A 13,705-nucleotide genomic window follows, 5' to 3' on the forward strand; every position below is an offset into this window, starting at 1 on the left:
AGGCTGAACGTGCTCCGGCCGGTGCCGCGGTTCACCACGGGCCGGTCGCCCCGCCACGCGTGACCAGTCAACGGAGGGAGGCGGATCAGCGGTGCAGGTCAAGCTCCTCGGTCCGTTCGTCGCACAGGAACACCACGGCTCCATCGTCCCCAGCGCCGCCAAGCCGCGGCAGATCCTCGCCCTGCTCGCGCTGCGCGCGGGCGGCGTCGTCACCGCGGCGACGCTGATGGAAGAGGTCTGGGGGGACCGGCCGCCGCGCAGCGCGCCGACCACGCTCCAGACGTACGTCCTGAAGTTACGGCGGCTGCTGGAGCAGGCGCTGACCGCGCCGGGCGGCCCCCGGCCCACCGGAACGGCCGACCGGCCGCACGCGAAGGAGGTGCTCGTCACCCGCCACGGCGGGTACCAGCTGGCCATCGAGCCCGACGTGGTCGACGCCCGGGAGTTCGAACGGCTCCAGGAGATCGGCCAGGCGGCCTTCGCCGCCGGGGACTTCGCCGCCGCCTCCACCCTGCTGGGTCAGGCGCTCGCCCTGTGGCGGGGCCCGGCCCTGGTCGACGTCCGGACCGGCCGGGTGCTGGAGATCGAGGTGCTGCGGCTGGAGGAGGCCCGGATGACCGCGCTGGAGAGCCGCATCGCCGCCGACCTGCGGCTGGGGCGGCACGGCGGGGTGCTCAGCGAGCTGGCCGCGCTCTCGGCGCAGCATCCCCTGCACGAGGGGCTGCACGCGCAGTACATGGCGGCGCAGTACACGTCGGGCCGGGTCTGGCAGGCGCTCCAGACCTACCAGCGGCTGCGGCACACGCTGGGCGTGGAACTCGGCATCGAGCCGAGCGTCCCCGTGCGGCGGCTGTACGAGTCGATGGTCGCGGCCGACGTCTCCCCTGACGTGGCGCCCGGCCTCCTTCCGGGCGTGCCGTCGCTTCCGGGCGTGCCGTCGCAGGCCGGGCAGGCACTGCGCTCGGCGGTCTGAGACGGGCGCCGGCGAACGGAGCGGGGCGGCGGCCACGGGGGCAGTGCCCCGGGGCCGCCGCCCCGTCGTGCCTACCGGACGCGACCGCCCGCGGTCAGCGGGGGCCCGCCCCGTCGGCCAGCCGCCCGTCGAGGGCGCGCAGGGTGGCGGCGGCCTCCTCGGCCGTGGGCACGTCGTCGGGGGCTCCGATCATCGCCATCAGCGACTCCACCAGGGCCTTCCTGAGTTCGTCGGTGGAGCGGGGGTCCCGGGCAGCGATCGTCATGTGGTCCTCCTCGGTCGTCTTCCTTGGCGGGTTTTCCGATGGAGCGTCAGAAGGCGTTGCAGGCACGGAAGATGTGGATGAAGCCGGCGGGGGACGCGGGTCCGTCGAACGCCACGTACTCGGGCAGCGCCTCGTGCGGGGCCCACTTCTCCTTGTAGTCCAGCTGGGTCTGCGCCGGGTACAGCGCGGCGCCTTCGGCCCACAGGAAGTGCATGAGCCACTGGAACCCCGGGCTGTGACCGGGGAGTTCGTTCTCCTCGGCGAGGCCGGTGAAGGGGGTGAAGCCGAAGTGCAGCCACTCCACGCCCTCGCCGACGAAGGTCTCGACGGCCGCGGCGTTGATGGCCTCCATCAGTCCGGGCGAGCCGCCCGGGACCCGGCGGCTGAGATCGTGCATCCAGCCGCTCCGGCCGCCGTAGACGGGTGAGTACGAGATGTAGCTCACCGGTTCGCCGTCGATGCTGCCGACGAAGAGCCGGCGCAGCTCCTGCGCGGGACCGCCCACCTGGCCGACCAGGAACTCCAGCGGCCGTGCGTGCTCGCCCTTCGAGCTCAGCCAGGCCCGGTCGATCGCGCGGAGCGCCTCCTCGCACTCGGAGGCGGGCACCTCCTTGACCACCAGGCCGCTGCGCAGCGCGCGCGAGATCTTGTTGCGGAGCTGCATGAAGCGGGTGCCCCGCAGGGTGAACTCGGGCAGGTGCACCGCCCAGGAGGCGCCGATCTGGTTGACCGTGAAGCCGGCCTCCCGGTACAGCTCGGCGTCGGCCCGCTGGAGCTGCACGGCCACCAGCTCCAGCTCCTCCGCCCGGGCGTGCGCCCGGAGGCCGGCGAGCAGCTCGCCGTAGGCGTCGGGGGCGGCGAAGGGGCCGCCGAACTGCACCAGGTGCCGCCCGGTCCGGCGGTGGACGGCCACACCGTCGACGCCGGGGAGGGTGAAGAGGTCGTTCCCGGTGTTGAGCGCCAGGAACGAGCTCGGATTGTCGGCCTGCGTGTGCGTCCTGATGGCCCGCAGGGTGTGCTCGTCAAGGCTCGTTGCGCTTGTCGTCGACACGGTGGTCCTTCCTAGGCGGCGCGACTCGTGCCGGGAAGTAGAGCACCGCCGAATAGAGCGCCGGTGGAGCGGAACGAATCCGCGGAGCGGTGTCAGGGAAGCGTCAGCGCGGTGTCAGCGGGGCCTGGCACATTTATTCCTGTGAGCGGGACGGGAAACCGGAACGAACACAGGGAGAGGTGCCCGGAGTGGTTTATCGGGGACCGTCTGACGGTCGGGTCTTCGGGCCCGCGCAGGTTCGAATCCTGCCCTCTCCGCGCAGTTCAAGGAGAGGTGCCCGGAGTGGCTTAACGGGGACCGTCTGACGGTCGGGTCTTCGGGCCCGCGCAGGTTCGAATCCTGCCCTCTCCGCGCAGTTCAAGGAGAGGTGCCCGGAGCGGCTTAACGGGGACCGTCTGACGGTCGGGTCTTCGGGCCCGCGCAGGTTCGAATCCTGCCCTCTCCGCGCAGTGGCGCGCCCCCCTGACCGGGCCGGGCGGGCCGGCACCTCGGGCGGATCGAGGGAGGCCGGCCCGTCCGGCCCGTCCGCGTGCACGGGTCCGGCCGGTATCAGCCGTCGGTCAGGAGGACGTCAGGACGGGCTGATTCGATCGTCCCGTCCAGCCCCCGACCGACTTTTCCTGCCCGTCTTTCCGTACTACGGAGCATGCGATGATCGAACAGGCCCCGGCGGTGGAGCAACTCTCCTCGCTTCCCCGGTCCGAGCGGTCGGAATTCCTCGAGAGCATTGTCGTCGCGGAGTTCAGGGACGTCCTCCTCATGGACGGCGACGAAATGTTCCCCACCGATCAGAGCTACTTCTCCCTGGGTTTCACCTCCTTGCGGCTCATGGAGGTGAAGGCCCGGCTGGAGAAGGCACTCGGATGCACCCTGAACACGAACGTCCTGTTCAACAAGCCGACCATCGAGGATCTCATCGAGTACCTGACGGACGAGGTGCTCGGCGACCTCATGCCGTGACCGCTGTGGGCCATCGAGAAGAGGGAAGAGCGTCATGTCGAAAACGTCGAGCACTGCGGCGTCCGAGAACAGCGGTACCGGCGCGGCGGCGACCGCCGGCCCGCAGCACGAACCGATCGCGCTCGTCGGCATGGGTTTCCGCCTGCCGGGCGGCAACGAGTCCCCCGAGGACTTCACCGAGTTCCTGCGGGCGGGAGGCAACGGCATCCGCCCCGTCCCGGAGGACCGCTGGAACGTGGCCGCGCTCACCCCGCGCCCGGACGAGGCCGACACCGGCCCGGACGGCGAACGGGAGCGGGGCAAGGTCAGGACGACCGGTGCCGGATTCCTCGACCGCATAGACGAGTTCGACGCCCAGTTCTTCAACATCTCGCCCAAGGAGGCCGCCTTCGTCGACCCCCAGCAGCGGCTGCTGCTGGAGACGGCCTGGCAGGCGCTGGAGCAGGCCAACATCAACCCGGCCACCCTGCGGCACGGCAACGGCGGCGTCTACATCGGCGCCAGCTCCATCGACTACGCACTGGAGATGGAGGGCCTGCCCTACGAGGAGCTGGACGGCCACCTCGCGGCGGGCATCACGCTCTTCCCGCTCTCCGGGCGGCTCTCGTACTTCTTCGGGCTGCGCGGCCCGAGCCTCACCGTGGACACCGCGTGCGCCTCCTCGCTCACCGCCACCCACCTGGCCGTGGAGGGGCTGCGCAGCGGCGCGTGCGACATCGCGCTGGCCGGTGCCGTGAACTGCCTCCACCACCCCCGCATCTTCGTGATGTTCTCGCACGCCAACATGCTGGCGCCGGACGGGCGCTGCAAGACCTTCGACGAGGACGCCGACGGGTACGTGCGCGCCGAGGGCTGCGCCGTCCTGGTCCTCAAGCGGCTGTCGGACGCCCAGCGCGACGGCGACCGGATCCTCGCCCTCATCCGGGGCACCGCCATCGGCGAGGACGGCGAGAGCGCCGGCCTGACCGTGCCCAACGGCACCGCCCAGGAGACCGTGATCCGGGCCGCGCTCCGCAACGGCGGCCTCGCTCCCTCCGACATCCAGTACGTCGAGGCGCACGGCACCGGCACCCCGCTCGGCGACCCGATCGAGATGGGCGCCATCAGCGACGTCTTCGCCGACTCGCACACCAGGGAGCGGCCGGTCACGGTCGCCTCGGTGAAGACCAACATCGGCCACACGGAGCCGGTCGCCGGCATCGCGGGCGTGATCAAGACCGTCCTCCAGCTCCAGGACGGCACCATCTTCCCCCACGTCAACTTCAGCACCCCCTCCGGGCGCATCCCGTGGGACAACATCCCGGTCACGGTGCCGACCGGGCCCCGTCCCTGGAAGGCCGACGGCACCCGGCGGGCCGTCGTCAACAGCTTCGGCTTCGCCGGCAGCATCGCCGCCGCCGTCATCGAGGAACCGCCCGCCGCCCCCGGCGCCGGGCCGCGGGACGGCTCCAGCACGGACACCGCCGACGACGGCGGGCACGTCTTCACCCTGTCCGCCAAGTCGCGCCGCTCGCTCGCCCTGCAGATCGAGCGCTACCGGCAGCACCTGGCGAACGACCCGGAGCTCGACCTCGGCGACCTCTGCTACACCGCCAACGTCGGCCGCAGCCACTTCACCCACCGGATCGGCGGCGTCGTCACCGACCACGCCTCGCTGACCGCGCTGCTGGCCCGGCACGCCGAGACCGCCGAAGCGGCCGGCCGCCGCGACGCCGTCCGCAAGACCGCGTTCCTCTTCGCCGGCCAGGGCTCGCAGTACGCCGGCATGGGCGCCGCGCTCTACCGCCGGTTCCCGGTCTTCGCCGCCCACGTCGACGCCTGCGACGAGCTGTTCGCGGCCAAGCTGGGCCGCTCGGTGCGCGCGCTGATGTTCGCCACCGGGGAGCGGGCCTCCGAGGAGCTGAACCGGACCCTCTACGCGCAGCCCGCCCTCTTCACCCTGGAATACGCCCTGGCCAAGCTGTGGATGTCGTGGGGTCTGCGGCCCAACGTCCTGATCGGCCACAGCATCGGCGAGGTCACCGCCGCCGCCGTCGCCGGCCTGTTCGACCTGGAGGACGCGACCACCCTGGTGGCCGCCCGGGCCCGGCTGATGCAGTCCGTCACCGCGCCGGGCGGCATGGCCGCCGTCGGCGCGCCCGTGGACGAGGTCGCCCCGCTCCTGGAGAAGTACCCGGATCTGGCCGTCGCGGGCGTCAACTCGCCGGAGCAGACGGTGATATCCGGCGGTGAGGAGTCGCTGCGCGAAGCCGTCGACGCCTTCGCGGGCCGCGGCCTGCGCGTCAAGCGGCTCACCGTGTCGCACGCCTTCCACTCCCCGCTGATGGAGGAGGTGTACGAGGCCTTCCGCGCCGAGATCGCGGGCATCGCCTTCCGCGACCCCGAGCTGACCCTGATCTCCAACGTCACCGGCGAGATCGCCCGCTTCCGCGACATCGGCAACCCCGACTACTGGGTGCGGCACATCGGCGCCCCCGTCGAGTTCGCCAAGGGCATGCGCACGGTGGAGCGCCGGGGCCGGCACGCCATGGTCGAGATCGGCCCCTCGCTGGGCCTGAGCGCCCCGGCCAAGCAGTGCGTCACGGCCCAGGACCACCTGTGGGTGGCCAGCCTGCACCCGCGGGACACCGACGGCCGGACCGTGCGCAACGCCGTGGCCCAGCTCTACACGGCCAACTTCTCCCTCTCCTGGACCGGCTTCCACGCCGGCCGCGAGCGCCGCACCGTCTCCCTGCCCGGCTACGCCTTCGACCGCAAGCGGTACTGGCTGCCGACCGGCCCCCACCGGCACGGTCTGGGCGCCCGCGTCGCCGACACCAGCGGTGTCCACCACCCGCTGCTCGGCGCGGAGACCAGCAGCGACGAACAGCGCGCCGCCGGCGTGCGCGAGTTCTCCACCGTGATCGCCGCCGACCGGCCGGGCTACCTCGCCGACCACGTGGCGATGGGCAAGGTCGTCTTCCCCGGCACCGGCTACCTCGAGATCGTCCTCGCCCTCCAGGACGCCGTGCTCGGCCACACCCGCCGGGCCGTCCGGGACGTCGCCCTCCGCGAGGCGCTGCTGCTCGACGAGGGCGCCCCGACCCGGCTGCGCACCCGGCTGCTCCCCGCCGGGGACGGCACCTCGGTCGTCGAGGTGGTCAGCCTCACCGGCAGCGGTGACGACGAGGTCGAACGGCTCCACGCGACGGCCGTCCTCCCGGCCGCCGACGAGGCGCAGGACGGCCCCGGCGAGGCCGGCCGCGCCCTGCTCGCCCTCGCCGGACAGGACGAGCGGCCCGAGGACCACCTGCGCGCCGACGACGTGTACGCCGCCTACGCAGGCGCCGGTCTCGACTACGGCCCCGCCTTCCGGCTGATGCGCTCCGTCACCCGCTTCCCGAGCGGGCTGACCGTCGGCGACCTGGGCGGGGTGACCGCCGGTCCGCTGGAGCACGTCCCGCCGGCCCTCCTCGACGCGGCCATGCACAACATGGGCGCCCTCGCCGACGACGGCAACTCCTACCTGCCGGTCCGCTTCGGCGGTTTCACCCTCTTCCGGAAGCCGCGCGCCGCGTCGCTGCGCACCCTGCTGCGGCTCGTCCCGGCCGACTCGCCGGACGTCGACATCTGCGCCGACGTCCTGGTGCTGGAGGGGGACGAGCCGGTCATGGAGCTGCGCGGCCTCGGCCTCAAGCAGCTCGCCGAGACGCCGGGAGCGTCCCGGCGGAGCTTCTTCCACCAGCTGCGCTGGACCAAGCGCTCGGCGGCCGGCCCCGACGGCGCCGCCGACCGCCGCGTCCTGCTGGTGGGGCGGTCCGCCGAGGACTTCCGGCAGGCCGCGGCCCGGATCGCCGGGGACGGCGGGCGGCTGCTCTTCGCCGACGACGCCGCCGAGGCCGGCACCGTGCTCGCCCGGGAGCGCATCACCGACGTCTGCTGGTTCTGGCGCTCCGGCCCGGACACCGGCGGCGCCGACGCCCTGCGGGCGGAGGCGGAGCGGAACTACGGCCGCCTGCTGGCCCTGCTCGCCGAGCTCGACCGGCGGGGCTTCGGCCGCGATCAGCGGCTGTGGCTGGTCACCGAGGAGTCCCAGGTGCTGCGCGGGGACGACCCGGCCCGGGTCCGGCTCGGCGGCAGCTCCCTGTGGGGCTTCGGCGCGGTCATGCTCAACGAGTACCCCTCCTACCGGACCACCCTCGTCGACCTGCCCGCCGACGGCACCGGTCCGGACGCCCTCGTCGCGGAGCTGACCTCGCGCGAGACCGGCGACTTCCAGGTGGCGTACCGGGGCGGTCACCGCCACGTCCGGCGGCTGGTCGCCGACGACGCCCGGCTCCGGCGGGACAACGCGTTCGGGCTCGCCGTCAAGGAGTACGGCGCCTTCTCCGGCATCCGGCCCGAGCGGGTCGAGGAGACCGCGCCCACCGGCGACGAGATCCAGGTCCAGGTGGCGGCCGTCGGCCTCAACTTCAAGGACGTGCTCAACGCCCTGGGCATGATGAAGGAGTTCGGCGAGCAGCCGCTCGGCTTCGAGTGCTCCGGCACGGTCGTCGCGGCCGGCCCGGACGCCGCCTTCGCCCCCGGCGACGAGGTGATCGTCAACTACCTCGGCCTGATGCGGCGGCGGGTCACCGTGCCCTCGGCGGTCGCCGTGCGCAAGCCCGCCGGGCTGGACGCCGCCCAGGCCGCCGGCCTCGTCTCGGTGTACGTCACCGCCTACTACGCCCTGCACCGGCTGGCCGGCATGAAGGCCGGCGACCGCGTCCTGGTGCACGCGGCGGCCGGCGGTGTGGGCCAGGCCGCCACCCACCTCGCCCGGCTCGCGGGGGCGGAGGTCTTCGCCACCGCCAGCCCCCACAAGTGGCCGCTCCTGCGCGAGCAGGGCGTCGAGCACGTGATGAACTCCCGCACGCTGGACTTCGCCGAGGAGATCGAGCGGATCACCGGCGGGCAGGGCGTCGACATCGTCCTCAACAGCCTCAACAAGGACTTCATCCCCGCCGGGATGAAGTCCCTGGGCCGAGGCGGCCGGTTCGTCGAGCTGGGCAAGGTCGGCGCCTGGACGCCCGAGCGGGTCGCCGCCGAGCGGCCCGACGTGTCGTACTTCAACTTCGACCTCAGCGAGCTCCCGCAGGACCGCCTGATCCCGCTCAACCAGGAGATCATGCGGGTGATCGTGGAGCTGGTGGAGAAGGGCGACCTGCCGCCGCTGCCCGTCACCGCGTACACCCTCGACGAGGTCGAGGAGGCGTTCGGCGTCCTCAGCCGCGGCGCCAACGTCGGCAAGCTGGTCATCGAGTTCGACGACCCGTCGGCCGCCGAGCCGCGCGTCGTCGGCATCCGGCCCGAACGCGTCTACCTGATCACCGGCGGCCTCGGCGGCCTCGGACTGGTCGCGGCGGAGAAGCTGGTCGACCTCGGCGCCCGCAGGCTGGCCCTGGTCGGGCGGCGCGCCGAGCCCGCTCCCGACGTCGCCCACCTGCTGGAACGGCTACGGGAGCGGGCCGAGGTCACCGTCCTGACCGGCGACGTCTCCGACCCGGCGGACCTCGGCCGGATCACCGCCGAGCTGCTCCGCTCCGACACCCCGGTCGGAGGCGTCGTCCACGCGGCGGGCACCACCGCCGACCAGCCCGTCGCCGACCAGACCTGGGAGACCCTCGACACCGTCTTCCGGGCGAAGGTCTACGGCTCCTGGCTGCTGCACGAGGCGACCGCCGCCTTCCCTGAGCTGGAGTTCTTCGTCGGCTTCTCGTCGGCCGCCCCGGTGGTCGGCGCCCCCGGCCAGTCCAACTACGCCGCCGCCAACGCCTTCCTGGACACGCTGATGGCCTGGCGGTCGGCCCAGGGCCTGCCCGCCCTGTCGGTCAACTGGGGCCCGTGGGCCGAGGTCGGCATGTCGGCCCGGCTGGGCGAGGCGCTGATCCGCCGCTGGGAGGACGAGGGCATCAAGCTCTTCTCGCCCGGCCGCGGCGCCCGCGCCCTCGCCTCGGTGCTCGGCCGCCCGCTGAGCCAGATCGTGGTCGGCGAGGCGGACTGGGACCGGTTCACCGCCGCCAAGCCGGTGCGCAACGCGCTCTACGAGCGGCTCGTCCAGCCCGGCGGCGGGGCGTCGCTCACCCTCGACCTGGACGGCCTGCGCCGGCAGACCGAGGCCGAACGGCTCGCCGTGCTCGACGAGTTCGTCCGCGTGAAGACGGCCGGCGTGCTCCACCTGGACGACCCCGACTCCATCGACTCCTACGCCGAGTTCGTCCAGCTGGGGCTGGACTCCCTGGTGGCGGTGGAACTGAAGAACACGCTGGAGGCGGCGCTGCGTCTGCCGCTCCCGCCCCAGCTGGCCTTCGACCACCCGTCGCCGGCCCTGCTCGCGGCCTTCCTGGAGCGGCAGCTCACCGGAACCGCCGAAGCCGCGGCCTGACCCGCGGCGTGCCCGGGCCGCCGCGGCCCGGGCACGCCGCCCGTCCCCCACCCCCTGACCCCGGCACACCGAAAAGGAGGCCTCCGTGGCCGGACCGAGCACGGACACCATCAGCGCCCGCTCCTCGCTGCACGCGGCCCGCCGGCCGGACCACACGGCGGTCATCTGCGACGGCCGGCACGTCACGTACGCCGCGCTGCACCGGGCGAGCAACCGCACCGCCCACGCCCTCGCCGCCGCCGGCCTCGGCCGCGGCGACCGCGTCGCCTACCTGGGCCGGGAGGACGAGCACTACTACGACCTCGTCCTGGGCTGCGCCAAGACCGGCGTGGTGCTGGTGCCCATCAACTGGCGGCTGACCGCCGACGAGGTGGACCACATCCTGCGCGACTCCGGTGCCCGCGCGGTCTTCGCCCAGGGCGAGTTCCTGCCCGCCGTCGAGCGGGTCCGCGAGGGGCTGCCGCAGCTGCGGGACGTCCTCCGCTTCGACGGCGACGACCACCCCGCAGAGGGCTTCCTCGCCTGGAAGGGCGGGGCCCCGGAGACCGACGTCCCCGTGGCGGTCGGCCCCGACGACCCGATGGTGCAGATGTACACCAGCGGCACCAGCGGCCTGCCCAAGGGCGTGGTCCTGGCCCACCGCACCTTCTTCACCTTCATCGAGAACATGCGGCGGGCCGACTGCGACTGGATCGACTGGCGGCCCGAGGACCGCACGCTGATCTGCTTCCCCGGGCTGCACTCGGCCGGCATGGCCTGGTTCATGCACGCCTTCAACGTCGGCGCCACCTCGGTGATCATGAGCATGTTCATGGCCGACGAGGCCGTCCGGCTCGTCCCCGAGCACCGCGTCACCACCGTCTGGGCCGCCCCCGCCATGCTCGACATGATGACGGCCGAGCCGGCGGCCGGCCCCGGGACCTTCGCCTCGCTCCGCAAGGTCGTCTACGGCGGAGCGCCCATCTCGCCGTCCCAGCTGGAGCGCTGCCTCACCGTCTTCGGCTGCGAGCTGGCCCAGATGTACGCCGCCGCCGAGACCGGCAGCGTCGTCACCTGCCTCACCCCGGCCGACCACACGCGGGACAACGCCCGGCTGACCTCCGCCGGCCGGGTCTGCCCCGGCAACGAGGTCCGGATCCTCGACGACGACGGCAAGGAGCTGCCCGCCGGCGGCATCGGCCAGGTGACCGTCCGGACGCCGGCCCACTTCGTCGAGTACTTCCGCAAGCCCGAGGCCACCGCGCGCACCCTGGAGGACGGCTGGCTCAGGCTCGGCGACGCCGGCTACCTCGACGAGGACGGGTACCTCTTCCTCTGCGACCGGATCAACGACACGATCATCGTCGCCGGCCAGAACATCTACCCGGTCGAGGTGGAGAACGCCCTGCGCGCCCACCCCGCCGTCGCCGACGTGGCCGTGGTGGGGGTGCCCGACGCCCGCTGGGGCGAGACCGTCCGGGCCTGCGTGGTCCTCGCGCCCGGCACCGAGACCAGCGGCCGCCGTCTGATGCTCTTCCTGCGCGGCCGGCTCGCCGACTTCAAGATCCCCACCAGCTACGAGTTCCTGGACGTCCTGCCGCGCAACCCCACCGGCAAGGTGCTGCGCCGCGAACTGCGGCAGCGGTACGCCGCCGCGGGCTGACCGGCCCTTCCCGTCCCGCACGCCGGCCGCCGCCGGACGGTCCCTCCCCCGGGCCCGGCCGACGGCGGCCGGGCCCCGGTCCCCACCACCTGAAGGAGCACGATGAGCGAGCCGGTCGCCGCCCTCGCGGACCGTTGGTTCCAGCCGGAAAGCGCGCCCGACGCCGGAACCCGGATCTTCCTGCTGCACTACGCGGGCAGCGGCGCCTCCATCTACCACGACTGGCCGGCGCAGATCCCCGCCGACGTCTCCGTCCAGTGCGTCCAGCTGCCGGGCCGTCAGGAACGGTACGGGGAGGCGATGTTCACCGACATCGAACCGCTGGTGCGGATCCTCGCCGACGCCTTCGCCGCCGAACTCGACGACCGCCCGTACGCGGTCTTCGGCCACTGCATGGGCGCCCTCGTCGGCTACCGCGTGGCCGTCGAGCTGCACGAGCGCGGCGAGCGGCCGCCGGTGCTGCTGGGCGCCTCCGCGTGGGCCCCCAAGGGCTTCCGCACCCCGCCCCCCGAGCAGCTCCGGGTCCCGCAGGACGAGCTCGTCGACTGGGCCCGCGGCCTGGGGTCGCTGCCCGAGGCCGTCCTCGCCGACTCCGAGGCCCTCGGCATGATGATGCCCGCCATGCGCGCCGACCTGGAGGTCTGCGCCAGCTACCGGGACGACGACGCCGAGGTGCCCTGTCCCGTCGTCACCTACAGCGCCGACAAGGACCCGCTGGTCGACCCGGAGTCCATGGCCTCCTGGGCGCCCCGGACCCGGACGTACCTCGGCAACCGCCTCTTCCGCGGCGGCCACTTCTTCGTCCACGAGCAGACCACTTCGATCACCGCCGACTTCGTCCGGCTGCTGCTCGGCCGGGCCGCCGCGGCCCGGCCGGCCCACTGAACCCGCAGGACCACACCCGTACCGAAGGAGCCCGCGTGTCCACGACCGAACCCAACGCCTTCGCCGACCGCTACGTCGCGGTCTGGACCGAGACCGACCCGGCCGCACGGCGCAAGGCCGTCGAGGAGCTGTGGGCGCCCGAGGGCGTCTACGCCAACGCCGTCGCCGTCGTCACCGGCCACGAGGCCATCGCCACCCAGGTGGGGTACGCCCACGACGCCTACGCCACCGGCGGCTTCACCTTCCGCTCCTGCGGAAACGCCCGCGGCCAGCACGACACCCTGCGGTTCAACTGGGTGATGGTCTCCCGGGAGACCGGCGCCCTGGAGGCCGTCGGCTTCGACTTCGTCACGCTCGACGAGCACGGCCGGATCCTCTCCGACCACCAGTACTTCGACACCCCGCCGACCTACGTCGTGCCGGCCCCCGGCGGGACGGACTGACCGCCCGTCCCCGCCCCGCGTCCTACGCCGCTCCCGCCGGATCCTGTCCGGCGGGAGCGGCGGCGTGCAGGCCCTTGAGCAGCTCGCCGGTGGCGTTGTCCGCCGGCAGGAACGCCTCCACGGCCAGCTCCGCGACGGTCACGTCCAGCGGCATGCCGAAGGTGGCGATGGTGCAGATGAGCGAGAGCTCCGCGTCCCGGTAGCGCAGTCGCAGCGGCAGCGTGAGGTCGGTGTGGTCGGTGCGGGGGCGAGGGGCCGGCTCGGTGCCGCTCGCGTAGCCGGTCAGCTCCCGGTACAGCTCGGTCAGCCCCGGCTCGGCGGTCAGCTCGACGCGCCGCTGGAGCCGCTGGAGCAACTGGTCGCGCCACTCGGGGAAGTTGACGATCCTCGGCTGCATGCCCTCGGGGTGCAGGGCCAGCCGGAGCGCGTTGACGGGGGGCCGCAGCAGCTCGGGCGCGGCGCCTTCGGCGAAGAGCCGGAAGCCGCTGTTGCTGAGCACGACGTTCCAGTTGCGGTCCACCACGAGCGCGGGGAAGGGCTCGTGGCCCGTCAGGATCTGGCGGAGCGCGTCACGCACGGGAAGCATATCGGCCACGTCCAGAGGGGAGTCCGTGTAGGCGGGCGCGTAGCCGGCCGCCAGCAGCAGCTGGTTCTGCTCGCGCAGGGCCAGGCCGAGGTGGCGGCCCAGCCGCAGCACCATGTCCCGGCTGGGCTTGGAGCGTCCGGTCTCCAGGAAGCTGAGATGACGGGCGGAGATCTCGGCCCGGGTGGCCAGGGCGAGCTGGCTGTAGCCCCGCTGCTCCCGCCACCGGCGCACCAGCTCGCCCGCCGGACGGGACACGTGCGGACTTTCCTGCACCTCGGTCATCTCATCACCCTGCATCATCCTCGGCGTCGGGCACAACCGCGGAAGCCGCTCGCGGGCCGCGCACGGCCGGGTGGGGTGCGCGGCCCGCCGACACCCGGCCCGGGGGGGGGGGGGGGGGGGGCCGGGGGGGGGGGGGGGGGGCGGCCCGGGAGAGTTAGAAAAAACACACACAACAAACCAAAAAGTATGGACTATTGGCAGAGGGTGTGTTAAGG

Annotated in this window: 9 protein-coding genes and 3 tRNA genes; 9 read left to right on the forward strand and 3 right to left on the reverse strand. The window is 73.2% G+C overall.

Annotated elements, in window-relative coordinates; translation table 11 throughout:
- Positions 1-91: 91 nt before the first annotated feature.
- Positions 92-973: an AfsR/SARP family transcriptional regulator gene (locus ACFW6A_RS36495; RefSeq protein WP_351857061.1), complete on the forward strand. Its 882-nt coding sequence runs from the start codon at positions 92-94 to the stop codon at positions 971-973.
- 94 nt (positions 974-1,067) lie between these two features.
- Here ACFW6A_RS36495 and ACFW6A_RS36500 read toward each other — a convergent pair whose 3' ends face one another.
- Together ACFW6A_RS36500 and ACFW6A_RS36505 are read right to left on the reverse strand one after the other, a co-directional pair.
- Entirely contained in the window at positions 1,068-1,238 is a 171-nt protein-coding gene (locus tag ACFW6A_RS36500) for a hypothetical protein (protein WP_351856737.1), read from the reverse strand.
- A gap of 46 nt (positions 1,239-1,284) precedes the next feature.
- Entirely contained in the window at positions 1,285-2,289 is a 1,005-nt protein-coding gene (locus ACFW6A_RS36505) for a DUF2156 domain-containing protein (RefSeq protein ID WP_351856735.1), read from the reverse strand.
- Between the two features lie 173 nt (positions 2,290-2,462).
- Here ACFW6A_RS36505 and ACFW6A_RS36510 point away from each other — a divergent pair.
- From ACFW6A_RS36510 to ACFW6A_RS36545, 8 genes are all read left to right on the forward strand, one after another.
- Positions 2,463-2,546 (forward strand) — tRNA-Gln (locus tag ACFW6A_RS36510).
- A 10-nt stretch (positions 2,547-2,556) separates the two neighbouring features.
- A tRNA-Gln gene (locus ACFW6A_RS36515) sits at positions 2,557-2,640 on the forward strand.
- 10 nt (positions 2,641-2,650) lie between these two features.
- Positions 2,651-2,734: transfer RNA gene (locus ACFW6A_RS36520), tRNA-Gln, on the forward strand.
- A 206-nt stretch (positions 2,735-2,940) separates the two neighbouring features.
- Positions 2,941-3,249, forward strand: a complete 309-nt coding sequence (locus tag ACFW6A_RS36525; protein ID WP_351856733.1) for an acyl carrier protein — start codon at positions 2,941-2,943, stop codon at positions 3,247-3,249.
- Positions 3,250-3,283: 34 nt separating this feature from the next.
- Positions 3,284-9,652 carry an SDR family NAD(P)-dependent oxidoreductase gene (locus ACFW6A_RS36530; protein WP_386646018.1) on the forward strand — a complete coding sequence of 2,123 codons (6,369 nt, stop codon included), beginning with the start codon at positions 3,284-3,286 and terminating at the stop codon, positions 9,650-9,652.
- Positions 9,653-9,737: 85 nt separating this feature from the next.
- Complete coding sequence (locus ACFW6A_RS36535) at positions 9,738-11,294, forward strand: long-chain-fatty-acid--CoA ligase (RefSeq protein WP_386646021.1); 1,557 nt, start codon at positions 9,738-9,740, stop codon at positions 11,292-11,294.
- Between the two features lie 102 nt (positions 11,295-11,396).
- On the forward strand, positions 11,397-12,179 hold the full coding sequence (locus ACFW6A_RS36540) for an alpha/beta fold hydrolase (RefSeq protein WP_351856728.1): 783 nt from the start codon (positions 11,397-11,399) through the stop codon (positions 12,177-12,179).
- Between the two features lie 35 nt (positions 12,180-12,214).
- A complete protein-coding gene (locus ACFW6A_RS36545; RefSeq protein ID WP_351856726.1) occupies positions 12,215-12,622 on the forward strand; it encodes a nuclear transport factor 2 family protein in 408 nt (135 codons plus the stop codon).
- Between the two features lie 22 nt (positions 12,623-12,644).
- Here ACFW6A_RS36545 and ACFW6A_RS36550 read toward each other — a convergent pair whose 3' ends face one another.
- Entirely contained in the window at positions 12,645-13,490 is an 846-nt protein-coding gene (locus tag ACFW6A_RS36550; RefSeq protein WP_351856724.1) for a helix-turn-helix transcriptional regulator, read from the reverse strand.
- Positions 13,491-13,705: the final 215 nt, after the last annotated feature.

The sequence above is a fragment of the Streptomyces sp. NPDC058758 genome (genome assembly GCF_042746075.1).
Classification (GTDB): Bacteria; Actinomycetota; Actinomycetes; order Streptomycetales; family Streptomycetaceae; genus Streptomyces.

Coding starts and splice junctions, on each gene's coding strand:
- ACFW6A_RS36500 (WP_351856737.1), bottom strand. CDS start 1,238: ATGACGATCGCTGCCCGGGACCCCCGCTCCACCGACGAACTCAGGAAG.
- ACFW6A_RS36525 (WP_351856733.1), top strand. CDS start 2,941: ATGATCGAACAGGCCCCGGCGGTGGAGCAACTCTCCTCGCTTCCCCGG.
- ACFW6A_RS36550 (WP_351856724.1), bottom strand. CDS start 13,490: ATGACCGAGGTGCAGGAAAGTCCGCACGTGTCCCGTCCGGCGGGCGAG.
- ACFW6A_RS36540 (WP_351856728.1), top strand. CDS start 11,397: ATGAGCGAGCCGGTCGCCGCCCTCGCGGACCGTTGGTTCCAGCCGGAA.
- ACFW6A_RS36530 (WP_386646018.1), top strand. CDS start 3,284: ATGTCGAAAACGTCGAGCACTGCGGCGTCCGAGAACAGCGGTACCGGC.